The organism is Actinoplanes sp. URMC 104 (assembly GCF_051386375.1).
GTDB lineage: Bacteria > Actinomycetota > Actinomycetes > Mycobacteriales > Micromonosporaceae > Actinoplanes.
Window position 1 is genome coordinate 656161 of sequence record NZ_JBPQTO010000011.1, and the last position, 23714, is coordinate 679874.

Below are 23714 nucleotides of genomic sequence, written 5' to 3' on the forward strand. Positions count from 1 at the left end.
GCCGCGACGTTCGACCTCCGCTGGGCGACCGGCTCCGGACGTACGGGATCAGGAACTTCGAAGACCTCGGAGGGTACGAGTATCCCGCCGTCCGCTCCCCGGTCCACCTCACACCGGACCGCGCGCTGGTGGTCTCTGTGGACGGTCACGGGAAGACCTCGACGCTGAGCGTGCACGACGTCGCCGCGCGGGCCCCACTGCACGATTCGATCACCGTCCTCTCGGTGGTCGGCGAGTCCTGCATGTCCGCCGGCGGGCTGCAACCCGCGGCGGTCGTGCGGCAGATCACGCTCGGCGCCTTGGCGGACGCGACACGGCAGGATTTGCTTGCATGTTGGCATTCCTGCCACTCGTCCGCGGGGGCCGGGCACGCGAGGGTGGTGGCATGAAGAACTTCGGAACCCGCCTGCGGCGGATGTGGAAAGACCTGGAGCACCTTCAGCATCTGCACATCGACCGGCACGACGTCAGCGGCCGCGACGCCCTCGAAGCGCTGGCCGCCCGGCGGCCCATCAGGCGCTGACCCGAGCCCTACGCTGTCCCCGCCGTCGTGGTCCTCACGGGCGGCAGGTGATGAGCTCGTCGGTCGCCGGCGGGTCCTCGACGTCGCGGTCCGGCTCGTATCCCAGATCGGCCATCGTGGCGCCGAGGTCCCACCGGTGCCGGGCGCCCCACGACACCGCGTGGTAGATGCCGAACCGTACGTCGGTCTCCAGCGCGCCGACGACGATGCGTTGCAGGTCCGCCGGGCGCAGCCAGCCCGCCGCCGCCTGCTCCGGCGTCGCCTCCGGCGCGCACAGGCCCAGGCGAAGGCCGATCAGCGACAGGCCGGTGCGGTAGTCGTACGCCCGGGCCAGCGCCTCGTCGAAGGCCTTGGTGGCACCGTACGAACAGCACGGGGCCGGCGGCCAGGCGGGATCGAGCGGCCAGTGCCGCCGCCCCTCGTGCGCGCCCATCGCGTGCACCGAGCTGGCGAACACCACCCGGCGCACGCCACGCTCGTGCGCCACGTCGAGCAGCACTGCGAAGCCCTCGACATTCGGCTCGCGCAGCTCCCGCCACGGCGCTTCCGGGTCCGGGTTGCCGGCCAGGTGGACGACCGCGTCGACACCGTCGAGCGCCTTGCCCAGCAGCTCGCGGTCGGTCAGCTCACCGACCAGCAGCGGAGCGCCGAGGTCGTCACCGTCCCCGCCGGCGTGGTCGAGCAGCCGCAGCTCCCACCGCTCCCGCAGTGCCGGGAGCAGTTGCGTGGCGACGCGCCCTTGCGCGCCGGTGAGAAGTACCCGCCGAGGATCCATGCCCAGGCGAATAACCACCGGCGCGCCGATCAATCACCCGGGCGCCCATCCGAGGCGACAGCGGACGGCGCGCTGCCCGTCCGGGCGGAATCACTCTCCAGCGGATACGCCGACGTGGCCAGGGGGTCGAGCACGATCGGCCCCTGCCGGCGCAGCCGGGTCCGCAGGTGAACCGCGGCGCCGACCACCAGGACGAGCGTGAGGAACAGCAGGGCGCTCCACTGCAGCCACCACGTGCGACCGGTCAGGTCGTAGACGGCCGCGCGGGGCCAGAGCAGGTTCACGACCATGCCGATCTGGTAGAGCACAGCCGCGACGGTGATCGGGACGCCGAAGCGGCCCAGCGAGAACAGCGGCTTGCCGTCCTCCGCGACGCCCTGCTCCAGACCGCCCCGGCGGATCCGCTTCACCAGCAGCGGCAGCGTCACCCCGAGGTACGCCAGGTACAGCATCGCGACAGCCGTCGAGGCCAGCGCGGTGAACACCGCCTGCTGGTTCCAGTTCACCGCCAGCACGATCGCGGCGCCGGCGCCGACCACGATCGAGCCGGCCACCGGCGTTCCCGTACGGTCGGACACCGTGCGCAGCCGGCGGGAGAACGGCACCGTGCCCTCCCGGGCCATCGAGAACAGCATGCGCGTGCCGGACGCCTGCACGGCCAGCGTGCACGCGAAGATGGCCATCGCCACGGCCGCCAGCAGGACCGACGCGCCGACGCCGCCCACCCGGCTGGTGACCACCCAGGCCAGGCCCTTCTCGCTGAGCGTGCCGTCGGTCAGGCTCGGCGCGGCGAGGATACCGGCGAGGATCAGCAGCAGTCCCCCGACGCCGGACGCCAGCAACGCCCGGACGATCGTCTTCGGGGTCAGCCGCCGCGGGCTCCTCGTCTCCTCCGCCAGCTCACCGGCGGAGTCCAGACCGACCAGCACGTACGCCGCCACCAGTGACGACGCCAGCCACAGCGGCAGGTACGGCCCCTCGGCCGCCCCGGTGGTCGTCAGCACGACCCCGGAGCCCCGCTCCGACAGCAGCAACAGCACGACCACCAGCGCGATGACGCCGACGATCTCGATGGTCACGCCGATCGAGTTGAAGACCGCCATCATCCGTACACCACCGATGTTGATCCCGGTGCTCAGCACGAGCACCACCAGACCGATCAGGACCGCGTTCTGCGCGCCGGTCGCCGTGGTCGGGTCGGCCGGGGCGCCCGGCCCGCCGACGACCTGGAACCCGGACCAGATGGCCGGCAGCACGGTCTGCATCGCGATCGCCGCCGTCGCGACGGTCAGCATCTGCCCGACGACCATCACCCAGCCGGTGAACCAGCCGATATCGGTGCCGGCCAGGCGACTGGACCACTGGAAGATCGCGCCGGAGATCGGATACCGGGCCACCAGCTCGGCGAAGCACAACGAGACCAGCAGCTGCCCGGCGAACACCGCGGGCCACGTCCAGAAGAACGCGGCGCCGCCGAAGCCGAACCCGAGGCCGAACAGCTGGAACACCGTCGTGAGGATCGACACGAACGAGAAGCCGGCCGCGAACGAGCCGAACGGTCCGACACCGCGCCGCAACCCCCGACCGCGTTCGTCGCCCGGCGTTGAAGTTGTCTCCGTCATGCACACCCATCCCTCGCACCGCGCCGGCGAGCCGCGGCGCGGCGCCGCTTACCCCGCCGGTGACCATGCACGCAGCCGCACGCAGGGTTCACACGGTCGGGTGGACGGGTGTTCGGAACGGGATGCGGGCACTACGAATGCGGCAACAGAGCGGTCGTCAACTGCTCGGTGAGCCATTCCTGCGCCCGGTCGAAGGTCCAGCCGCGATCGCGGATCAGGGTCGGCCAGGCGGCGGCGCCGAAATAGAACCAGACCAGATCGTGAACGGTGGTCCGGTCGAGCGCTTCGCGCACCGCGTCGAGGGCTATCAGACGGTCGGCGACCTGACCCAGCGCCGCTTCGAATCGCTGGGTCGTCCGTTCGTAGAGTTCGGCGGTTCCCGGTTCGAACTGACACTGCGGGAACAGCCGCGTGATCGTCTCCCAGTGCCGTTCGTGGGTACGCCGGACCGCTTCGCCGGTCAGCCGGATGATCTCGACGGCGTCGGTGGACGCGACGATGATGGCCAGGTACTCGGCGATGGAGGGATCCCCCGCCGCCGGCTCGAGCAGCGCCGCCAGGATGTCCGCCTTCCCACCCGTGCTGGTGTACACGGTCGGAACGGCAACGCCGGACGAGCGGGCGATCTGCGGCACGGTCGTCGAGGCGTAGCCCTGCGTGACGAACAGCCGCCTACCGGCTTCCAGGATCGCGGCCCGCGTGGCGGCAGCCGCCTCGGCGCGGCGAGGCGAGTGGTAGCGCTCGGTAGTCACGCCCAGATGGTAGCGGCGGTCGTCCGCGGCAGCGCCCGCACCCGATGTCGCGCTCGCCACAGGTACAGATATTGAATATAGGAGCCTATGGTGAATACGCTCGCTGCCATGGTCGCCGATCGCCGGTGACGTTCTCCTCCCGAAGTCGGCGGGATTTCACCCGTTCACGCCGTCGATCGGTAATCGCCTCGCTGCGCCTGCGGCGGGATTCATCGTGTGCCGGGGCGGGATGCTCCCGGCCGGACAAGATTGGTTCACTCATGCGCAAGCACATCGCCCGGAGCCTTGCCGGCGGCGCCGGGGCGGCCGCGGTGGCCGCCGGCCTGGCTCTGGCGCTTCCCGCCCAGGCTTCCGCGCACCACCCGCCCAAGCCGACCATCGTTCTGGTGCACGGGGCGTGGGCCACCTCCTCGAGCTGGGACGGCGTCATCGAGCGGCTGCACAAAGCCGGCTACTCGGTCCGCGCCGCGTCCACACCTCAGCGCGGTGTCGCCTCCGACGCCGCGGCGGTCAAGAGCCTGGTCGACTCCATCGGTGGCCGGTCGTGCTGGTCGGACACTCGTACGGCGGCGCGGTGATCGGCGCCGCGGCCGCCGGCGACCCGGCCGTCAAGGCGCTGGTCTACATCGCCGCGTTCGCCCCGGACACCGGGGAGACCCTCGGCCCGCTCAACGCCACCCCGGTCAAGGACCCGCTTCCGGCGCTGCCGCTGCAGCAGGTCTCCACGGGACCCGACAGCGCCGACCTCTACGTCGACCCGGCCGCGTTCCGCAGCGTCATCGCCGGCGACGTCCACCGGACCACGGCGGCCGACATGGCCACGACGCAGGAACCCCTCGACGCCGCCGCCTTCAGCGAGCCGGTCGCCGCGGCCGCCTGGCACACCGTTCCGACCTACTACCTCGTCGCCCGGCACGACCATGCCATCGCCCCGAACCTGGAGCGTTACATGGCTGCGCGCGCCAAGGCCCACACCACCGAAGTCGACTCCTCGCACGCCGTCATGGTCAGCCACCCCGCCCAGGTCATCAGCGTGATCGAAGCCGCCGCCCGCTGACGGCCACCACACGCCCGAGGCGCTCGATCAGCGTTGAGGCCGATGTCCTCGCGCCGTTCGACTCGCAAGAGTCCCTTATCGCAGTACGGCCTGATCCGTCCGGCGGAAATGGTCCGCCGCAATTGTCCGGAGGAAAGACATGACACAACCGACGATCGTCCTCGTGCACGGAGCCTGGGCCGACGCGTCCAGCTGGAACGCCGTCACGACCGCCCTGCGCGGGCGGGGACTGACCGTACTCGCCCCGACCAATCAGCTGCGCGGGATCGCCACCGACGCGGCGTACGTCTCGTCCTTTCTCGCTCAGCGCACCACCGGCCCGGTCGTGCTGGTCGGCCACTCGTACGGCGGCACCGTGATCACCAATGCGGCGACCGACGGCGGTGACGTGCGGGCCCTGGTCTACGTCGACGCGTTCCTGCCCCAGGAGGGCGAGACGGTCTTTCAGATCCTGGGCGGTTCGGGCTCGGCCTTCGACGTCCCGGACCCCACCGTGGTGTTCGACATCGCCGGCTATCCGGGCGCGCCTCAGGGCGACGCCGAGGCGTTCCTCAAGCCGTCGGCCGTGCACGAGGCGTTCGCCCAGGACCTGCCGGAGGACGAGCGCTGGCTGATCGCCGCCGGGCAGCGGCCGATCACGTTGAGCGCCAACACCGCCCCGTCGATCAGGGCCGCCTGGAAGACCTTGCCGAGCTGGGCGGTCGTCGGCACCGAGGACAGGGTGATCCCGCCCGCCGTGCAGCGCTCGATGGCCGAACGGGCCGGTTCGACGATCACCGAGGCGACCGGCTCGCACGTCTCGATGATCTCCCAGCCCCAGGTCACGATCGACGCGATCCTGGCCGCCGCCGCCCACGCCGCCGCCTGAGGGCACCTTCGAAAGAGAGATCACCATGTCGGACAACACACTGGACCCTCAGCACGCCCTAGTCATCGGCGCCGGCCCCGGCCTCGGCCTCGCCGTGGCCCGCCGCTTCGCCCGCGAAGGCTTCGCCATCACCCTCGTGGCCCGCGACGCGGACAACCTGGCCAAGCTCGCCGACGAGCTGCGGGCCGACGGCGCCACGGTCGACACCTTCACCGCCGACGCCGGCGACGTGACAGGCTTCCGGACCGGGCTCGAGCAGCTGTCGCAGCGCATCACGCCCGGCGTCGTGGTCTACAACGCCGCGGTCGTGAGGCCGGACAGCCTGCTCGCCACCGCCGCCGAAGAGCTCCAGCACACGTACGCCATCAACGTGCTCGGCGGGATCACCACCGCCCAGGTCTTCACGCCCGCCATGCGCGCCGCCCGGTCCGGCACCCTGCTCATCACGGGCGGCGGGGTGGCGCGCCACCCGTCGGCACGGCTCGGCAGCCTGTCCCTGGGCAAGGTGGGCGTACGCGCCGCCGTGACCATGCTCGCCGAGGAGCTCGCCCCCGACGGTGTGCACGTCGCCGGGGTCACCGTCGCCGGCGGCATCGCCCCCGGCACCCCTTTCGACCCCGACGTCATCGCCGGGAACTACTGGACGCTGCACACCCAGCCGCCCGCCCAGTGGAGCACCGACATCTACTTCGACGGCCAGTGACCACCGCGTTCCACGCCTGAGACGCGAAGAGTCGACATGACGCAGGCACCGCCGGCAGCCGCCGCACGGGAGGCGGCCAGATCGTGGAGGGCTGCCGGTGGGATCTGCCTCGTGTCGACACGTCGCGGCAAGCACGTCAGCCGGCCGTTGATGAGTCTTACGCCGAGGGCGGAGCCGTCCAGTCGTAGGCGCGGGGCGCAAGATCGCCGGCGTCGGGATTCCAGGCGAGGACCCGGAAGGCGCCGCTGGCCGGGTCCACCTCCCCGTCGGCCCGGAACCGGACGTTGGCCAGGATGCCCATGACGCACTGGCCAGGGTGGTCGCGGGCGAACGCGACCTCGTTCGGTGTCACGATGACCGCCGCACCGGCGGTCTCGGTGCCTTTCGCCTCGAGGTAACGGATCTCCCCCTCCCGCTTGGCGACGGCGTCGTACGGGTTGCCGTAACGAGTGTCCTTGACTGTCCAGCCCTGCGCTCGGAAATGGGCGGTGAGCCGATCTTGGGCGGCGTCTTCCACCTTCTTGCGCCGGACGGGGTCGAGTTGCCAGCCCTGACGTGGCGAGGTCCGCGGCGGCACCGGTGCAGAGAGCCCGAGGTGTCCGGCCCACAGCTGCTCCAACTGCTGTGCAACCTCGGGTGACAACAACGTCCCGCTGCTCTGCGGCCGCCACTCGCCTCCTGCAGGGATCATCTCCATCAGTTCCGGTCGCGGCAGCACGTCGTCGAGCGGGACGAGGGTGTCCCAGTCGATGAGCGCGTAGTTGGCCTGCTCACCAGTGCGTTGCGGATCCCAGTGTCCGGCTTGGAAGATGCGGCTGGCGCAGGTGCCGCTGCCCACGATGCCGCGGGGGCCGTCACCTTGCAGCAGCATGAAGACGCGGTCGCCGGGTTCGATCCCGCCGGTGCGGCTGCCGGTCGACCAGCGGCCGCGCACGAATCCGCCGCCCGCGGTGGCAATCACGTCGTCGTCGTAGTCGCCCATGCGCCATCTCGCCGGGTTCCAGGTGACCAGCATCGTCACGGGCGCGCGATCGGCTACGGCGGCTCGCTCGCTGGTGGTCATCGTGTCGAGGTCCGCCGTGTCGTAGTAGCTGACCGAACCCTGGCGCGCGGGCGAGCCGACGAGCTCATCGCGGACCGGGTCCCCCGGGCGTAACACCCTTCCGGTCAGGGTCCACATGTCGCCATGTGCTGGGGGGTACTGCTGCCGGCCGGTGATCTCCGCGACGACCTGGACGATGCCGTCATGCGACAGGGTGGCGAACCTTTCACCTGCGGCGCCGCCGGCCAACGTCCACGGGCCGCGGTTGGCCTCCCACAAGTCGTCGTCACCGGCGTGCTTGTCCCAGCCGGCCCAGGTGCGTCCCCTCGGGTCGCCGGGAGCGGCGCTACGGCGAGCGTCGAGATCGAAGTTGACGGCCATCGCGCCAGTCTGTCGGGGCCGGGGCCCGGCCGCCAGCACATCGCCCGGCTGGTCGACGGCAGCGGAGTGACCGATGTGGTGAGGCGGGTTGCTGTGGTTTGACGGCAACTCATACTGTGCAGCGGGTACCGACACGTGGGGAGGCCGGGGCGGGATGCGCGACGTCGACGCGGCGGAGGACTGGCTGGACTCGTGGGTCGCCGGCGTCGACGCGCACGCGAGTCGCACCGCGCAGCTGGCCCGGCAGGTCGCCGCGCTGACGGCCCGGGCGAGCAGCGACGACGGGTCGATCACGGTGACGGTCGGGTCGAGCGGCCAGGTCGAGGACCTCGCGTTCGACGACCGGGTGCAGCGGCTCCCCGGCCCGGAGCTGGCCCGGCGCACGCTGGCGGTGATGCGGGCCGCGCAGCAGCGGCTGTCCGCGCAGGTCGCCGAGCAGGTGCAGCAGACGGTCGGCGCGGACACCGAGACCGGCCGTGCGGTGATCGGCTCGTTCGAGCAGCGGTTCCCGGCGGCGCAGGAGCCCGGCGATGAGCGGTGACGCGATGCAGGTGCCGATCGACGCGGTGCGCCGGCACGCCGGCAGCGTCGACGCGGTGGCCGATGCGGTCGCCGACGCGAAGGCGGCGGTCGGGCAGGTCAGCATGGACACCCAGGCGTACGGGCAGTTGTGCCAGTTCCTGCCCGGCCTGCTCCAGCCCGCGTTCGACGCCGCCCTGACGGCGCTGACCGGCAGCACCGACGGGCTGCGCGAGACCGCGGCCGGGCTGCGCGCCGTGGCCGACAATGCCGCCCGCAGCGACCAGGCCGGTGCGGACCGGGTGACCACCGCCGGCAGGTCGCCGGCCGGGCTGCCGAAGCTGCCGCTGTGACCAGCCCGCTCGTCGCGCCCGTGCACGACTCGACCACCTGGTCCACCGGGCTCGGGCTGGTCGAGGACGCCCACCTGATCACGTCGGGCATCCAGAACCAGAGCTGGGTGGACGGCACCCTCGGCGGGGTCGGCGCCTCCCTGGACATGCTGTCGCTGGCGATCGACCCGTTGGGGTCGCTGGTGTCCTGGGGTGTGGCGTGGCTGATGGAGCATGTGCAGCCGCTCAAGGACGCCCTGGACTGGCTGGCCGGCAACGCCGATGAGGTAGCCGCGCACGCCGCCACGTGGAAGAACGTCGCCGCGTTCACCGACCAGGCGCGGCAGGACTACGTGGCCCGGCTCAACGGGGAGGTCGCCGGCTGGTTCGGCGCCTCGGGTGACGCCTACCGCGAGCACGCGGGCATGCACGCCTCCGTACTGGAAGGGCTGGCGTCGGCGTCGCAGGGCATCTCCTCGGCGGTCGAGGGCGCCGGGCTGCTGGTCGGGCTGGTACGCGGCATCGTCCGGGACCTGATCGCCCAGTTCATCGGCACCCTCGCCGCGCGGCTGCCGCAGTGGCTGGCCGAGGCCGGGCTCACCCTGGGCCTGGCGACCCCGGTGGTCATCGGGCAGGTTTCCGCCCTGGTCGCCACGTGGGTGAACAAGATCCAGCATTTCGTACGGGCCCTGCTGAACAGCCTGCGCAAACTCGTCCCGATGATCGGCAAGCTGGCCGACACCCTCGCCGGGCTGCGCAACCTGCTCGCGCGGTTGTCGCGGTCCGGGCCGGGCAGCACCCCCCACCGCGGTGGTGGTGGTGGTGGGAAGCCGCACGATCCACTGGCTCCGAAGCCGCCCGAGGACTACGAGTTCAACATGGTCGAGAACCCGGGCCCGCTCGCGACCGGGGACAGCCCACCGGCGGCGAACTTCGCCGGCGGCCGCTACGACGAGGTCGAGCTGAGCGACGACCGGGTGTTCTACCGCGGCGGCGACAGCCAGGGCTCCCCGCTCGGGCAGTGGTTCTCCACCGAACCGCCCGCCGGGGTGGCCGAGGTGCGCGTCGACACCGCCGTCAAGGCCCAATGGGTGGACGCGCGCACCGGGGAATGGCAGGGCGCCTCGCCGGTCGACGCCGTCTACGAGGTGCAGATCCCGGCCGGGACGAAGGTGTATCCCGGCCCGGTCGCCAACCAGGGCGGCATCTACGTCGGCGGCGGGCATCAGGTGTTCATCCCGCAGCCGTGGAAGATCCCGGGTGTGACCGTGCTCGGCTCGGAGCCCCTGCATTGAGCGACCACCGCGTACGAGTCGACGAAGCCCGCGCCGTCGCGCAGCAGCTGTCCGAGCTGCTGCTGGCCGAAGGCCGCGGCGCATACGTGTGGCAGCAGAGGATGCGGCAGATCGCCGCCGACCTGTCGGTCACCGACGCAGGCGACGCCGAGATGCTGCAGGCGGCCCGCGACCGGTTCCGAAGCCTGTACGCCGGCGGCCGCAACTTCTCCGACTACTACATCCACCGCGACGACGAAGCCGAACGGATCGCGGTCAACGACCGCCTCGAGCACCTGGTGGACCGGCTGCGCACGCTGCTGACCGGCGACTGATTCAATAACGTTCCCGACATCGGTGTGGAGGTGCGCTGCCGTGTTCCCGGCCAACCCGCTCGAGCAGGCGCTGGCCGGCGCCCGCGCCGGCCAGGTCGGCGTCGACGAGCTGCTGCAGGCGGTCGCCGACAACCCGCTGTGGGTGCCGCTTCCCGGCGGGGCGAGCCCGGCCGGGCAGGCGCAGCTGCCGGTCATGCTGCTCGACGGGCAACCGTACGTGGCCGCCTACACCTCCGCGGAGCAGTACGCACGCGGCGCCGGCGACCAGGCCCACATGGAGCTGCCGGGCCGGCAACTGGCCGGGCTGATGGCCGCCGAGCTGGGGCTGGCCGTCAACCCCGGCGCCGAGCTCGGCCTGCCGATCCGCGCAGACGGCGTACGCACCATCCGCGGCGAGACGACGGTACGGGCGGGCGCCCGGCTCCGGCTGGGCCGGCCCGAGACGGAACCCACTGAGCTGCTCGCCGCGCTGCGCACCGAGTTCACCCGGGTGCCCGCGGTGGTCGAAGCCCGGCGAGCGCTGACGCAGGCCGGTGACCAGCCGCCGAGCCTGCTGATCGGGGTGCTGGCCGACCGCGGTGTCAGCGGGTGGCAGCACGACTGCGTGGCAGCGGTGCGAGCCGCGACCGGCCAGGCACCCCTCCCCTGGTCCGTGGACACCGTGTTCCTGGACGATCCCACCGACCCGGTGACGCGGTGGATGCTCGAGCACACCGAGCCGTTCTACGAGCGCGGCACGGCGACGCCGTAGCGGGGCACCGCGGTCGCCTGGTTTCAGAAACCGACTCCCTGATGCGGTCGACCGGATCGCTGTGCCACGCCTGCGGCTCATCCGCCGGTCCGTGGTGCGATAACGGTCAGTGGCCTCATCAACGGCTGGCCGGCGGCGGTCCCGTCTGCGGTGGTGTAGGACCCGTCGGGACGCAGAGTGACCACCTGGGTGTGTCCGACGCCGTCGGTGAATCGCAGACCGCTCACCCACCATTGCCCGGGCGCCGCACCTGCGGGGAGCGTTCCGCTCATGATCCAGCCGCTGCTACGGTACAAGACCGGTTGTGAGGTGGTTCCGGGCAGGGAGATGGTCGTTCCGTCAGGACCGGTGAGGTATCCGACGGCCTCGGCAACGCCGCTGTGCGCGTCTCCGAGCTGCACCGACACCGTCACCGTCCGGTCCTGATCGTTGCTGACCGACTGGCCGTAGGACCACGATGGTGACAACGTGTTCAGGTTGGCGACGGGCAACTCGCGGTCCGACGTGCCTCGGATGACGCAGGTCGAACTGGAGCGCCCGAATGGGCAGTCGTCGGTCATGATGTCAGAGCCCGGCGTGGTCATGTGGAAGACGGGTTGCTGGACGATACCGGCGGGTGCTGGTGCAGTGGCGGTCCCGTCCGTGGCGATGGTGTACCTGGTCGACAAGCCGACCCGGTCAGCGGCTTGCAGCTGTGCCAGCCGCCACGTCCCGTCGGCGGACGCTTTCGGCAGAGTGCCGGCGACTTCCCACATGCCGTCGTTGTCGCTACCGGAGATGCGACGGGCATTCGCCAGTGGCAGCAAGGCAAGGGTGGAGTCGGGACTGCGTAACCCCGCGGCCACCGACGCGACGCCGGCGCCCGCGTCGGTGACCCGCATCCGCAGCGTCACTGTTTGCTCGGTGGTGTTGCTGAGGCTGAGCGCAGTGGTCCAGACGACGGTGGGGATGTCGACGGCAGGCGGATAGGTGTCCGGGGGCCGTGGAGTGGCGGTGACGGGCGCAGTCGGGCTGGACAGCTGCATGAAGCTGTTCGTGGCCCGGACGGTGTAGGTGTAGGCGGTGCCATTGGCGACATCAGTATCTGTGAACGTCGGGGCGTTGACGGTCGTTACTTGATTGTTGTCGCGGAAAACCAGGTATGCGGTCGCGCCCGGTGCTTCCTCCCAGGTCAGACTCACGGTGCTGTCGCCAGCTGTGATGGTCAATCTGGTCGGCGCGCTGGGCGCCGGTGGGGGCGCGGGCTGCGGTGTGGGGCCGACAGTTGGTGACGGTTCGGTGGCGGGCGGGGGCTCCGTGCTCGGTGCCGGTGTCGTGACGAGGACCGGGGCTGCTGTAGTGCTGAGGGTCGGTGCCGGACTTGGTGTCGGCTCCGTGCTACCCGGCGTCAGCGTTGCTGCCGGGCTCGGCGTTGCTGCCGGGTTCGGCGTTGCTGCCGGGCTCGGCGTCTCCGCCGGACGATCGAGGTCGCATGCGCCGCGCTCCGCGGGGCTGCAGGTGTCTGTTCCGCCTCCACCAGCGATGCTGTCATCACCGGCACCGCCGTCGATGGCGTCGTCTCCGACGCCGCCGGTCAGCGTGTCGTCGCCCGCACCGCCGCTGAGGACGTCGCTGCCCGTACCGCCGGAAAGCGAGTCGTTGCCCGAGCCGCCGGCGAGTTTGTCGCTGCCCGCCCCACCGGCGACCTTGTCGTCGCCGGCGCCGCCGTCGATGGCGTCGTTGCCGTCACCGCCGCTGAGCGTGTCGTCGCCGGCGCCGCCGCTGACGGTGTCGTTCCCTGCTCCACCGATGATGATGTTGACCGAGCCGGAGCCGAGCAGGATGTCGGCGCCGGCGCCGCCGACGAGGTTCTCGACGCCCACGCCGATGCGGTCGTTCTCCCCCGGACTGCCGGCGCCGGCTCTGCCGGAAAGGGTCACGGTGACTGCAAGTTTGTGGTCGGTGTAGGAGACGGTGTCAGCCCCGGCGCCACCGCTGAGCTGATCGGCGCCGGCTCCGCCGACCAGCACGTCGTTGCCCGCGCCTCCCGTCAGCGTGTCGGTGCCGGCGCCGCCGATCAGCGTGTCTGCTCCGCCACCGCCGACGAGCACATCGACGCCCGACCCGCCGTCCAGTACGGCTCCCCCGGCCGCACTGATGAGAGTGTCGTCACCGCCGAGGCCGCACACGACGTCGAGGGCGTGGGTGGCGCGGAGCCGGTCGTTGCCCTTGGTGCCGATGACGGTGCACGCTTTCCCATTGGACGCTGCCGGCGTGGTCGCCATGGCGGGAGACGCTGACAGCGCCGCCAGGCAGACAGCGGCAAGCACCGTTAGGCCGGCGCGCCTGCGTTGACTCCGGGGGTGCACGCCGCCGGCACCGAGGGCGGCGGTCGCTGGATCGAGCGTCGGGTCGCCTGCTGCCTGCACCACCTGGCTCATAACGTCAGGGTGCGCCGCCTGACCCGGCCGGAATGGCGCTATCGGCAAACTGGTCCGAAGAGGCGCATCCTGCACTGCGGCCCCGCGGACTTCACCGCCAATGGGCCTGCACTTCTTCCGGTGAACCAATCACTCCTTAGTCCCGCTGTGTCGCCCGAGGCGTTCATCGGGTGCGCCTCGCCTCGAGGACGGCCAACCCGGTCGGCGAGCCGGTCGGAACAAGTCGTCGCAGGCTGAATCCGGACGCCGTCAGCAGGTGCTCGAACTCCTCGCGCGTACGTTCGCGGCCGCTCAACAGCAGCAGCATCAGCACATCCATCCGGATCGCGGCCGGCTCGTCGCGGGCCCGCTCCGGCATGACGGCGTCGACCACCAGCAGGCGGGCATGCTCGGGCATGGCTGCCCAGCACCGTTGCAGGATCCGGATGGCGTCCCGGTCGCGCCAGTCGTGCAGGACCCTGGACAGCAGGTACGCGTCGCCGCCGCCCGGCACCGACTCGAAGAAGTCCGCCGCCACGAACGTGCACCGCTCGGCGAGACCCGCGTCCGCCAGCTCGGCACGCGCGCGGTCCAGGGTCGGCGGGCGGTCGACCAGGGTCGCGGTCATCGACGGCACCGCACGGAGCGCGGCGCGGGCCATCAGGCCGGGACCGGCGCCGACGTCGACCAGGTGGCCGATCCCGGTCATGTCGTAGGCGGCCACCACGGCTTCGGCCTCGTGCTGGGCGCGGCCGGCCATGGAGGCCTCGAACGCCTCGCGGTGCGCCGCAACCCGATGCAGATGGGCGAAGAACGAGTCACCGTACGTCTGCTCGAACGCGTTCCGCCCGGTCCGGGCCGCGTCGAGCAGACCGCCGGCGGCGGCGTAGTAGAGGGCCCCGCGGGCCAGGATCGGCCCGCGCTGTGATCCGGGTACGCCGTCCCGCAGATACTCACCCAGCGGGCCGAGCGAGAACCGGCCCGGCTCGGTCTCGGCGAACACCTCGGCCGCGCACAGCCCGCGCAGGATGCGGGTGACGGTGTCCGGGTCGGCGCCGGCTGCCCGGGCAACGGCCGGACCGTCCGCGCAACCGGCCGCGAGCACGTCGGCCAACCGCAACTCGGCCGCGGCGTAGAGCAGCTGGGTGACGAGGAAGCCGTCGGCCAGCTCTGCCAGCCGCCACGACTCGGCGGTGAGGGTCACTGTCGCATGGTGCCGTCGCTGCGACACCCCGCAGGTCGTTGCGTTGGAGATCCGACACGGGCACCGACAGAAGAACTGCTTCGGCGTACGGCTGATCGCGTCGTACGCGTCCAGACCTTGCAACGAGGCTCGTTCAGGCACCAACCGGGTTGCTGCGCGGGCACTGAGGTGAGCGGGTGCGCTGCTTGCTGTGGGCCTTGGCCTGGTACATCGCGTGGTCAGCCCGCTCGATGACCTGGTCCGGGGTGTCGCCGGGTTCAGCGACGGCCAGACCGACGGTGCCCTTGCCGTGCAGGGAGCCGCAGCTGAGCTGCAACGGTTCGGCGAACGACTCCCGCACGGCCTGTGCAGCCGCTTCGGCGTCGGCCGGTGCCGCGTGCGGCAGCAGCACCGCGAACTCGTCACCACCAAGACGGGCCACGGTGGCCGTGTTGTCGACGGCCGACAGGATCCGCTGAGCTATCCCGGCCAGCAGCTCATCACCGATCTTGTGACCCAGGGTGTCGTTGACGACTTTGAAGTCGTTCAGGTCGATCAACAGCACGGAGTACGGCGTCCCGTCGCTGTGCGTCACGTTCAGCCGCTCGAACAGCATGCGGCGGTTCGGCAGCCCGGTCAGCATGTCGAAGTACGCGGCCTTGTGCAGACGCTCCTCGTACGAACGCTGCGCCGTCACGTCCACCAACGCGAGCACCACACCGCGGCCCTGAGTGAAACCCTGAGCCATCGGCACGGTCTGCACCACCACCTGCAGCACCGTGCCGTCGGTACGTACCAGCCGTACCTCGATCTTGACCCGGCTGGCGCTCGCACCGGAGTCGGCGACGACGTCGTGCAGATTGACCGGGCGCTGCTCCAGGTCCTGCAGCTGCAGATCACGCAGGTTCGCCTCACCGGGCTGCGACCACCCGATCAGCTCCATCACCGCCGAGTTGGCCATCACCACGTCACCGGCGGAGTCGACGACGACCACCGGCGTCGGCAGCTCGGTCAGAACGCCCTCCAGCAGGGTGTTCTGGGCGTTCTGCTGCTCCTGCAGCTTCGCCATCAGGGTACGGGTACCGAAAACCATGAACGTGGTCGTGGGCAGGGAGATCATCGCTCCGAGTACCGGCTCGACGTGCCACGGCATGGCGATCGCGATGGCCCACACGCCCAGGTAGCCGACCTGCGACCCGATCAGCCGGGGCAGCCGGCCGATCGCCGCGCGGAACAGCACGGACATGAACATCGTGCTGATCATCGGCGCGATCTCGGTGACCTGGGACATCAGGACCAGCACCGCGCTCAGCTCGATCACGTCGACCCAGACCGGGCCCGGACGCGCCCGCCGGAACTCCACGACCCGCAGCGAGATCACCAACAGCTGTACGCCCGCGCACAGCACAATCGCCGCGACGCCATGGCCCATACGCGAGATCTCCGCGGTCAGACCCACGGAACAAATCAGCAGCGAGACCAGGAAGAACAGCCGCAGCGCCCGCATCAGATCGCCCTTGACGAACGACCGTAGCGTGATGTACCTCGCGTGCAGCGCATGTCCGACCATGCCACTACCATCGGCCCCCGCCGCCACAATTCAAGGGGCATTCTGGGCGCAGCCGGGTTGTAATTCCACCCTCGGCCCGTACTACTTCCCCGACACGGCCTCACGCCGCGGCTGAGTCACGACGTAGTTCGCGGGTCAGCCGGTGAACCAGCCTCTTGCCGCTCTGCCCTGCGACTCGGATTCGCTGACGGCGCCCATCGAACGCCGGTAGGACGGCTCGATGAAGGGCAGGTCGAACCGCTCGTTCTCGACGTGCACGCTGACGGGCTGGGCCGCGGCGTGCCATTCGCATGCCCACACCCGCCCCACCTGCAGTACCGGCGGTCGGGTCCCGTCGGCGAGTTCGACGGTAGGGGCGGTGCTGCCGGGCAGTTCGCCGTAGACCAGCCACCACGTTGTTGTCCCACCCCATGCGCCGCCGCGCGCGTGCGGCGCAGCATGCCCGCTCCAGCGCACCCAGTCGTCCTCGGCCGGGGTGTGCACACCGGCGCGTTCGTCCTGGTCCTGGGCGTCGCTGAGGTCGCGCCAGAAGCCGTCGCTGCGCCACTGCAGCAGCCAGCCGATCCCCGGCAGCCTCAACGTCGCGACGTCGCGGGCGGCAGAATTGTCAGCCATTCGCGCTCCCCCAGCCCGGCCATGATCGGTCCGGTTGCCGAGTGTACGGCCGGCCGCGCCTACGCAGAGTTGCTTTGAGTCGGGCCAAGGGGCAGGCCGCGTGCGCTGCGGTAGCCGGCGGTGACGATCCAGGTGAGCTCGACAGCCGGGATGACGCGGCCGGCTCGGCGCGTACCGGGGTCAAGCGACCGGACAACCGAACGAGGTATCGCCGGAGCCCGCCGGGCTGTCGCCGTACGACTTGCCGTCCACGAAGATGCCGACCGCGGCATCTGCCGGCACCGGAGCGGCGAAGCTGCCACCAACCACAATCGCACCGTGCGCCAGCACAGCACTGTCCTGCCGGAACTCCACCTCGGTCCGATCACCGTCTCGCCGCTGCCCATCAGCCGCGATGCACACCTCGATCCGGCGCTCCGGCGCACTGTCGTCGTTCCCGCCGCAGGCTCCCACACCGCCCAGTCCGGCGACGGCCACAAGCGCCGCACTGACAAATCCCGGCATCCGCACGCCGATCACTCAACCACCACCTGTCGACCGGGTTCACCGCTGCCGCCTCATCCACCGATGCCGAACGCCGCAATCTAGCGCCCGGTGCCTTGCCCCCTGCCCGGCCACGATCGGCGTCGCCCGGACCGCCGACACGGGCGCTGCGGGCGGCCGAACAGCCCCCATCGGCGTGCCGCAGCACAGAAGTAGTGCCGCAGACGCTCGTTCCTGCAGCTCGAAGTGCGGGCAGGCCACCACCGCGCGTACCGACGAGACCCGGGGCGCCGGCCGCGCTGCAGACCAAGCACGGCTGCAGCCGGCCGCAATGCGCGCTGTGCGGACGCAACTGCACCGGCCGCATCTGCCAGCAGCTGCGCGACACCGACCTGCACGTCCTGACGGACCCGGGCACCGCCGAGCAGGTCTTGGTCTGCTGGCAGGCGACGTAGGCCTGCCGCGACGGCGCCGCGCAACGGCAGGTGCGTCTCGACCGAGCCGCGTTCGAAAGCTCGGCCTGTCGGCGCCCGCGCCCCAGCCGCGGCTGCTGCTGCCGCTGCTGAGCAGGGCCTCATTCGCCCGCGCCAGCGCGCCGGCATCCCCGGCGGACTTGGCGCCGCGCGCATGGCCCACCACGGACGCGTCGGAGACCCCCGTGGTGTGAGGGCCTCCGGCGAAGCGGCTTCGCGCGGTGGATCAGGATCCGCGAAGGATCAGGTTGCCATTGTCCGCGGCGCCGCTCTGCGAGCGCTTATTCCGCCGGCGCCGCATTCCCCGCGGCTTTATCCCGCCGGCGTTTCGTTCAAACCCAAACCACGCAGGATGTTGTCGCGGTTCGCGTTTCCGCGCAGCGCGGTCAACGAATTCAAACGGCCCAGCAAAGTCGTGGAAGACGCGGGGCACTTCAAGTCTTGAATCGCCGACAAGGTCTTCTCAAAACGTTGGATGCGGCTCTCCAGGTCCGTTCCACTCGGAAGGTTCCCATTCTTGAGCGCTACCTGCGCGTTCACCTGGGCTTGAGTGGGTGGGCAACGACCGGGAACATTCACCCCGGTAGGGCCAACGCGGTCGGCCGTCGCGTTCGGATCGCCCGGGCTGAAACCCAGCGCCGGCACCAAAGCGTTGATGTCACCGGAGCCGGCTCCGGCGTTCCCCGTCGCTCCATTCCCGGCCGCGTCACCGGATCCTGCGGCAGCGGCTCTGTCCGCCGGCGTTTCGTTCAAACCCAAACCACGCAGGACGTTATCGCGGTTCGCGTTTCCGCGCAGCGCGGTCAACGACTTCAAGCGGCCCAGCAAAGTCGTGGAAGACGCGGGGCACTTCAAGTCTTGAATCGCCGACAAGGTCTTCTCAAAACGTTGGATGCGGCTCTCCAGGTCCGTTCCACTCGGAAGGTTCCCATTTTTGAGCGCTACCTGCGCGTTCACCTGGGCTTGAGTGGGTGGGCAACGACCGGGAACATTCACCCCGGTAGGGCCAACGCGGTCGGCCGTCGCGTTCGGATCGCCCGGGCTGAAACCCAGCGCCGGCACCAAAGCGTTGATGTCACCGGAGCCGGCTCCGGCGTTGCCCTGTTCGGCGGCCTGGCTCATCCCCGTGCCGACCGCGAGAGCCGAGCCGAGCAGCGCTGCGACGGCACCTCCAATAACCAGCTTGCGCGTCCGGCTGCTGACTCCGCGTCGATACATGCACGGCTCCTCTTCGTCTCGGTACTGCTTGTGCCGAGATGTACGAGCAATGATGTGGCAGCAGTTCACGACGCTGAGCAAGCGATCCTTAAAGCTTCTTTAACGCGACTCGGCGAGCGGCACCGTGCAGCACCATCCACGACACCGGCGCCGCCGACCGCGTACTGCTCGCCCCGTTCAGCGACCGCCGCCTCGCCCCCGCCCGCTACCTGGCCGGCTCCACGGTCGCCGCTTCCCTGGACGTACGGTCGGTGGCTCGCCTGCGACTGGCCTCGCTCACCGGCCTGCCCGTCCGCCCAGGTGCCCGCCCGGCAGGACCCGCCGCCCGTGGTCGACCGGCGTTTCGTCGCCTGTGCCCACCGCCTGGGCCTTTCCATGTACGTCTGGACGATCGACGACCCCGCTGAGATGCAGGCGCCTACTCGACCTGGGCGTGGACGGCATCATGACCGGCCGCCTACGAGTCGCGCGGCCTTCGGCCCATCTGAGCGGGTTCCTCCGGCAGGCGCCTGCAGCATCGGGCAGGCGCCTGCACTTCTTCGTCAGGCCGTGAAACGGGTGCGACGGCGACGAGCCGTCACGAACGCGCCCACTCCCGCGGCCAGCAGCACGCCGCCCAGCCCGGCAGCGATCGTCACGTCGCTGCCCGTGACCGGCAGGCCGCCGCCTTCGCCGCCGCCACCGCCCTGGCCCGGCGCCGGGGTCACGGTCTCGCCCGGGGTCGGGGACTGGCCGGGCGTCGTCGGCTCAGCCGAGGTCGTGGGCTCACCCGGAGCCGCGGTTCCGCTCGGCACCGGCTCGCCCGGTACACCCGGAGGCGTGGTCGTCGTCGGCGCACCCACCGTGAGCGCGCCCACCACCATGAGGCCGGAGCTGACCGGCGCGCCGCTGCCCGCGGGGATCCGCTGCGGCACGTTGATGCCGTGCGAGTACGCGTACATGCCCGGCAGCTGGCGGAGCGCGTCGGTCACGTTCTCGGCTCCCGGGCCGGCCCAGAACGTCGCCCGGAACGCGTACCGGTCGCCGAGCTCGCCCCCGGGCGCCATCAGACCGGTGTCGACCAGCTCATACGTCTGTCCCGGCTGCAGGTCGAAGTTGTGTACGTCGCAGAACATCTCCGGCCCGTAGAAGACCTCCCGGGAGACGCCGCCGCCGCCGTACCGGCAGTTCACGTCCGGGGCGGTCGGCCGCCACCGCAGGCCGAGGTCGCCGGCGAAGGCGAACGTCAGATCGGAGACAGTCTCCTTGCCACGGTTCGTCACCTGAAGGACGACCTTCGCCTTCTCGGTCCCGTTCCGGACGGTGTACGTGGCGGCGGGCGGCCCGGCGACGACGTCCACGTCGGTGACCGTCAGCTTCGCCGTCGCGACCACGGGCTCGTACCCGTCAGCCTGCACCGTCACCTTGACCGACCCGGAGGTCCCGACCGCCGCACCCGCCTTGGGCTTGACGAGCATCTGCGGCAACCGCCACGTCCCCGGCGCACCCATGGCGCCGAGGTCGCAGCTGACCGAGCACTCCCGCGCCATGAACGAGACCGTGGCGAACCCGGCGACCTCGCCGGCGTCCACTGTGATCCGCACCCCGCCGAGCGACTGCGGCGCCGAGTCCTCCGGAACCAGGACCGACGGAACGTAGGACCCCGTGACGTTCGATACGCCCACATCCGGCACCACGAGCCGGAACGGCGCCTCCGACGGCGCCGCCACGGCCGGCGACGGCACAGCCCAGACGAGTGCACCAACAGCGGCAGCCGCCGCCACCAAACGGTGAAGCTTGAACACGAATCCCCCATGATCGATCGAAGCCCCGACCGTTATATGCGCGCCGGGCCGGGCCCGCCATGGTCCTTTCGGTTGCTGCTGTCGCTTTCTCGCCCCCCACGCGGCCCCTACCCGCATCCCCGGCCCCGCCCCGACTCCCCGAGCCGTGCTGGCGGTGAGCACGCTCCCGCCGATCACCGCGGCAGCGGCGCTGCTGGTGGGTTCAGCGGCAGCTCACCGCCGTCGACGACCGGCCTCACCGTGCGCGGCCTTCGTCATGATGGGTGAACGGGGTCTGCCTTCCGGTCGCGTTTGACGGTGTAGTGCAGGTGCAGCACGCGGTCGCCTTGGACCATCATGTCGGGGTCGTCGAGGATGACGGTGCCGGTGTGGCTGCCGAAGAACCGTTTCCCCTCCCCCATGACGACCGGGACGACGTCCATCGCTACCTCGTCGACGAGGCCCGCGGAGAACGCCTGTCCGCCGACGTCGCCTGCCGTCACGCAGACCAAACCGGTACCGGTAAGGTCCTTGGCGAGGGCAATGCCGGCCTCGACCGAGTCGGCTGTATGGAACGGCGCGTCCGGAAACCTCGCGAGCCACTCCTGGGGCAGCGGGCGGTGGGTCACGACGACGAGCTCGTTCCCGGCGGCGGGTACGCCCGCCCAGCCGTCGGTGGTGTCGAACAGGTGGCGGCCGATCACTGTGACCTCGATGACGTCCCAGAAAGCCTTCACGTAGTCAGCGGAGGCACGGCTGACGTTGAACGCCCACTCGTCGTTGGCTCGGACGGTGACGTCACCGTTGCCGTACCAGTCGAACAGCGGCCCGACCGTGTCATCGGGATAGGCGATATAGCCGTCCACCGAAACCACAGCCTGCATGACAACTCTCGCCATCTCGACTCCCTCCTTGACTGATCCGAACGTCGGGCGCCATGTGTCAGCCAAAAGTCTTGGCAGTTCACGCGAAGTCTTCCCACCGACGCTACCGATGTAGGCAGTCCCGCGCCTCCCTGTTCGGCTCCGGGACCGAGTTACCCCTCGGCGCCAGCGTGGCATCCTCGTCTGCCGCAGTCATCGCGCGTCGGTTCGGCAGGGCCGCGACTACATGTACTCGGCGGTCAGTACTCGCCCGCCGATGCCGCTGTTTGAGTATCCGAGCCCAGGTGCCGGCTTCGGACCGGCGATAGCTTCGCACCATGACAACACAAGAGGCGGGTGTACGCCGCTCACCGGTGTGGGTTCAGGTCGTCGGCGGGCTGGTTGTCGCGGCCCTGTCGGCAGGGTCATGGTCGGCGTGGATGGGCTGGGACCACGACTACCGGATCGACCCGCGGACGCAGAACCTCAGCGGCCCGTACGAGACGTGGCAGGTGATCGGTTGCGCCGTCTCATTGCTCGTCCTGCTCGTCGCCGTATTGCTGCTCGGGGTCCGGTGGTTCGTCGCCGCGCCGGTGATGACGGTGGCGTTCACCGCCGCCTGGACCGCCACCGCGGCCGCAACCGACGACAGCGGCTTGTACGGCGTCGGCACGATCGCGCTCCTTTGTGGCCTGGCGGTGGGGACGACCGTCGTCTCGATGATCGTGTTGGCGCTGCGTCGCCGGCGTCCTTCACAACTCTGACGTGAAGTGAGCCGCGGTCGGGGCCGCGAGGAAGGAAGTGAGCAGTGATCGGGCCGTAGCTACGACCCGCGCCGACCTCGAGGACGCAACGCCCGGTAGGAAACCAGTCTCATCAGGGGCGCGAGGAGCGTGCCCGTTACATGCCCGACACCGCGGCGAACAGTGGACACCAGCAGATCCCGACGGACCAAGGGCAGAACTGTCTACTTGGGTGAACGCAGGTGGGGCGCTCAGCATGAAAGCCAGCGGGACACCTTCTGATCCGTCCGTCAGGCGGTTCGCGCGGTCCTGCCGACGCGTGCCTGCACCGGCTCTGCCCGGACGCGGCTAGGGTCTCCACCATGGACGTGTGGCCGGACGGCACCACCGCGGGGCGCCGGTGAACGAGACGGCTCGTCTGCGCTGAGCCGGGCGATGGCGGCGCTAGGCGGCGTGCAGCGCAGCGGCGAGTTTGCGCATGGCGGACGCCGCGGACGGGCTGGCCGTCGGGCCGAGCGCGGCCAGACTGGCCATCAGGGCGGCGACCTCGGGCAGGTCGAACGCGATCGGCGCGATGGACAGGGTGCGGTCGATGGTGGCGCCGCCGCCGCGACCGGGGACGACGGTGATCGGGACCCCGGAGTGGCGCAGCCGTTCGAGGTCGCGGGCGATGGTGCGCTCGGTCACCCGGTGGCCGTCGGCGAGCCGGCGCAGGGTGAGCCGGTGCGGGCCGGCGTACAACTGCTCGATCAGCTGCTGCTGGCGTTCCACCCGCCGCAGGGTCAGGTGGGCGTCACGCGAGGCGGCGGCCGCCCGTCCGGTGGGAAACTCCATGAAACTCATCGTAACCACGACACCGGCGTGTCCAGGTTTCGTCCTAGCGTGAAGGCCATGACTGGAGAAGCCGTTGCCCGAGAATTCTTCGACACCTACACCCGCGCCCTGCTCGAGCGGGATCCGTCGGCGATCGCCGACCACTACGCCGTGCCCGCGCTGATCGAGTTCCCCGATCAGGCCGTCGCCGTCTCGGACGCCGCGCAGACCAAGGAGTTCTTCGCCGGCGCCTTCGGCCAGTACGAGGGCGTCACGCGGGCCGACGCGACCATCGCGGTCGTCGCCGAGACCGGGCACAGCGTATGGGCCGACGTCACCTGGAGCTACGACGCCGATGTGCCCGGGGAGCGCAACCTCTACCAGCTGGTCCGCACCGGCGCGGGCTGGCGGATCGCCGTCCTGACACCGCTGGACACCTGACGGTGCGACGGACGCGGGTCCGGCGCCGGCGCTGCCCTCAGCTCTTACCCCGGCCGGGCGCATCCACACCCCCGACATGCAGCACTTCGAGTCCGAGTACGGGGTGAGCGATCGCCCAGCAGACCCGCATCCTGGTCCACGTCGTCGCCGACACCGCCTGACCGGCGCATCGCTAAGCTGCGAGGCGTCGAGGCCGACGTCATCGAGGAGCGGAGC

The 23714-nt window shown here is 70.6% G+C and carries 26 protein-coding genes and 1 pseudogene; 14 read left to right on the forward strand and 13 right to left on the reverse strand.

The window, feature by feature from the left end; translation table 11 throughout:
- Positions 1 to 128: 128 nt before the first annotated feature.
- Both ACSNN8_RS28865 and ACSNN8_RS28870 read left to right on the forward strand, forming a co-directional pair.
- Positions 129 to 389, forward strand: a complete 261-nt coding sequence (locus ACSNN8_RS28865; RefSeq protein ID WP_436652926.1) for a hypothetical protein — start codon at positions 129 to 131, stop codon at positions 387 to 389.
- Positions 386 to 523, forward strand: a complete 138-nt coding sequence (locus ACSNN8_RS28870) for a hypothetical protein (protein ID WP_436652928.1) — start codon at positions 386 to 388, stop codon at positions 521 to 523. The genes ACSNN8_RS28865 and ACSNN8_RS28870 overlap by 4 nt, the downstream gene beginning before the upstream one ends.
- A 34-nt stretch (positions 524 to 557) precedes the next feature.
- On the opposite strand, the gene ACSNN8_RS28875 is transcribed toward ACSNN8_RS28870, so the two are convergent.
- From ACSNN8_RS28875 to ACSNN8_RS28885, 3 genes are all read right to left on the reverse strand, one after another.
- The gene (locus tag ACSNN8_RS28875) at positions 558 to 1298 is read right to left on the reverse strand and encodes an NAD-dependent epimerase/dehydratase family protein (protein ID WP_436652929.1); all 741 of its coding nucleotides are present in this window, start codon (positions 1296 to 1298) and stop codon (positions 558 to 560) included.
- Between the two features lie 29 nt (positions 1299 to 1327).
- A complete protein-coding gene (locus tag ACSNN8_RS28880) occupies positions 1328 to 2920 on the reverse strand; it encodes an APC family permease (protein ID WP_436652931.1) in 1593 nt (530 codons plus the stop codon).
- Positions 2921 to 3051: 131 nt separating this feature from the next.
- A complete protein-coding gene (locus tag ACSNN8_RS28885) occupies positions 3052 to 3672 on the reverse strand; it encodes a TetR/AcrR family transcriptional regulator (RefSeq protein ID WP_436652933.1) in 621 nt (206 codons plus the stop codon).
- 260 nt (positions 3673 to 3932) lie between these two features.
- Here ACSNN8_RS28885 and ACSNN8_RS28890 point away from each other — a divergent pair, with 260 nt between their 5' ends.
- From ACSNN8_RS28890 to ACSNN8_RS28905, 4 genes are all read left to right on the forward strand, one after another.
- The gene (locus ACSNN8_RS28890) at positions 3933 to 4250 is read left to right on the forward strand and encodes a hypothetical protein (RefSeq protein WP_436652935.1); all 318 of its coding nucleotides are present in this window, start codon (positions 3933 to 3935) and stop codon (positions 4248 to 4250) included.
- Positions 4217 to 4729, forward strand: coding sequence for an alpha/beta fold hydrolase (locus ACSNN8_RS28895; RefSeq protein ID WP_436652937.1), 513 nt, complete (start codon positions 4217 to 4219; stop codon positions 4727 to 4729). The genes ACSNN8_RS28890 and ACSNN8_RS28895 overlap by 34 nt, the downstream gene beginning before the upstream one ends.
- A 139-nt stretch (positions 4730 to 4868) precedes the next feature.
- Entirely contained in the window at positions 4869 to 5597 is a 729-nt protein-coding gene (locus ACSNN8_RS28900) for an alpha/beta fold hydrolase (protein WP_436652938.1), read from the forward strand.
- A gap of 25 nt (positions 5598 to 5622) precedes the next feature.
- Positions 5623 to 6300: an SDR family NAD(P)-dependent oxidoreductase gene (locus ACSNN8_RS28905; protein ID WP_436652940.1), complete on the forward strand. Its 678-nt coding sequence runs from the start codon at positions 5623 to 5625 to the stop codon at positions 6298 to 6300.
- A 157-nt stretch (positions 6301 to 6457) separates the two neighbouring features.
- Here ACSNN8_RS28905 and ACSNN8_RS28910 read toward each other — a convergent pair whose 3' ends face one another.
- Entirely contained in the window at positions 6458 to 7723 is a 1266-nt protein-coding gene (locus ACSNN8_RS28910; protein WP_436652942.1) for a protein NO VEIN domain-containing protein, read from the reverse strand.
- A 154-nt stretch (positions 7724 to 7877) separates the two neighbouring features.
- On the opposite strand from ACSNN8_RS28910, the gene ACSNN8_RS28915 reads away from it, so the two are divergent.
- Genes ACSNN8_RS28915 through ACSNN8_RS28935 form a run of 5 tightly spaced genes read left to right on the forward strand, consistent with a single transcriptional unit; the run spans position 7878 to position 10934 of the window.
- Positions 7878 to 8264: a YbaB/EbfC family nucleoid-associated protein gene (locus tag ACSNN8_RS28915; protein WP_436652944.1), complete on the forward strand. Its 387-nt coding sequence runs from the start codon at positions 7878 to 7880 to the stop codon at positions 8262 to 8264.
- Entirely contained in the window at positions 8254 to 8595 is a 342-nt protein-coding gene (locus ACSNN8_RS28920; RefSeq protein WP_436652945.1) for a type VII secretion target, read from the forward strand. Before ACSNN8_RS28915 ends, ACSNN8_RS28920 begins: the two co-directional genes overlap by 11 nt.
- A complete protein-coding gene (locus ACSNN8_RS28925) occupies positions 8592 to 9869 on the forward strand; it encodes a WXG100 family type VII secretion target (protein WP_436652947.1) in 1278 nt (425 codons plus the stop codon). The genes ACSNN8_RS28920 and ACSNN8_RS28925 overlap by 4 nt, the downstream gene beginning before the upstream one ends.
- Positions 9866 to 10183, forward strand: coding sequence for a hypothetical protein (locus ACSNN8_RS28930; RefSeq protein WP_436652949.1), 318 nt, complete (start codon positions 9866 to 9868; stop codon positions 10181 to 10183). Before ACSNN8_RS28925 ends, ACSNN8_RS28930 begins: the two co-directional genes overlap by 4 nt.
- Positions 10184 to 10223: 40 nt before the next feature.
- Positions 10224 to 10934, forward strand: a complete 711-nt coding sequence (locus ACSNN8_RS28935) for an enhanced serine sensitivity protein SseB (protein ID WP_436652951.1) — start codon at positions 10224 to 10226, stop codon at positions 10932 to 10934.
- A 77-nt stretch (positions 10935 to 11011) separates the two neighbouring features.
- Here the strand turns inward: ACSNN8_RS28935 and ACSNN8_RS28940 are convergent, their stop codons facing one another.
- From ACSNN8_RS28940 to ACSNN8_RS28965, 6 genes are all read right to left on the reverse strand, one after another.
- Positions 11012 to 13354, reverse strand: a complete 2343-nt coding sequence (locus ACSNN8_RS28940; protein WP_436652953.1) for a hypothetical protein — start codon at positions 13352 to 13354, stop codon at positions 11012 to 11014.
- Between the two features lie 163 nt (positions 13355 to 13517).
- Positions 13518 to 14537, reverse strand: coding sequence for a methyltransferase (locus tag ACSNN8_RS28945; protein ID WP_436652955.1), 1020 nt, complete (start codon positions 14535 to 14537; stop codon positions 13518 to 13520).
- A gap of 133 nt (positions 14538 to 14670) precedes the next feature.
- The gene (locus tag ACSNN8_RS28950) at positions 14671 to 16086 is read right to left on the reverse strand and encodes a diguanylate cyclase domain-containing protein (RefSeq protein ID WP_436652957.1); all 1416 of its coding nucleotides are present in this window, start codon (positions 16084 to 16086) and stop codon (positions 14671 to 14673) included.
- 135 nt (positions 16087 to 16221) lie between these two features.
- On the reverse strand, positions 16222 to 16701 hold the full coding sequence (locus ACSNN8_RS28955) for a hypothetical protein (RefSeq protein WP_436652958.1): 480 nt from the start codon (positions 16699 to 16701) through the stop codon (positions 16222 to 16224).
- A 180-nt stretch (positions 16702 to 16881) separates the two neighbouring features.
- Complete coding sequence (locus ACSNN8_RS28960) at positions 16882 to 17220, reverse strand: hypothetical protein (protein WP_436652960.1); 339 nt, start codon at positions 17218 to 17220, stop codon at positions 16882 to 16884.
- Positions 17221 to 17969: 749 nt separating this feature from the next.
- Positions 17970 to 18875 carry a hypothetical protein gene (locus tag ACSNN8_RS28965; RefSeq protein WP_436652962.1) on the reverse strand — a complete coding sequence of 302 codons (906 nt, stop codon included), beginning with the start codon at positions 18873 to 18875 and terminating at the stop codon, positions 17970 to 17972.
- A gap of 128 nt (positions 18876 to 19003) precedes the next feature.
- Here ACSNN8_RS28965 and ACSNN8_RS28970 point away from each other — a divergent pair.
- Positions 19004 to 19428 (forward strand): annotated as a pseudogene (locus ACSNN8_RS28970) (glycerophosphodiester phosphodiesterase family protein); the annotation flags it as partial.
- Here the strand turns inward: ACSNN8_RS28970 and ACSNN8_RS28975 are convergent.
- A complete protein-coding gene (locus ACSNN8_RS28975; protein WP_436652964.1) occupies positions 19418 to 20584 on the reverse strand; it encodes an LPXTG cell wall anchor domain-containing protein in 1167 nt (388 codons plus the stop codon). The pseudogene ACSNN8_RS28970 and the gene ACSNN8_RS28975 overlap by 11 nt on opposite strands.
- Before the next feature lie 329 nt (positions 20585 to 20913).
- On the reverse strand, positions 20914 to 21537 hold the full coding sequence (locus ACSNN8_RS28980) for a dihydrofolate reductase family protein (RefSeq protein WP_436652966.1): 624 nt from the start codon (positions 21535 to 21537) through the stop codon (positions 20914 to 20916).
- A 302-nt stretch (positions 21538 to 21839) separates the two neighbouring features.
- Between ACSNN8_RS28980 and ACSNN8_RS28985 the strand changes: the two genes are divergently transcribed.
- Positions 21840 to 22265 (forward strand): hypothetical protein, encoded by a 426-nt coding sequence (locus ACSNN8_RS28985; protein WP_436652968.1) that lies wholly within the window; start codon positions 21840 to 21842, stop codon positions 22263 to 22265.
- 423 nt (positions 22266 to 22688) lie between these two features.
- Here ACSNN8_RS28985 and ACSNN8_RS28990 read toward each other — a convergent pair whose 3' ends face one another.
- Positions 22689 to 23078 (reverse strand): helix-turn-helix transcriptional regulator, encoded by a 390-nt coding sequence (locus ACSNN8_RS28990; RefSeq protein ID WP_436652969.1) that lies wholly within the window; start codon positions 23076 to 23078, stop codon positions 22689 to 22691.
- Between the two features lie 57 nt (positions 23079 to 23135).
- Between ACSNN8_RS28990 and ACSNN8_RS28995 the strand changes: the two genes are divergently transcribed.
- Positions 23136 to 23498 carry a hypothetical protein gene (locus ACSNN8_RS28995; RefSeq protein WP_436652971.1) on the forward strand — a complete coding sequence of 121 codons (363 nt, stop codon included), beginning with the start codon at positions 23136 to 23138 and terminating at the stop codon, positions 23496 to 23498.
- Positions 23499 to 23714 lie beyond the last annotated feature (216 nt).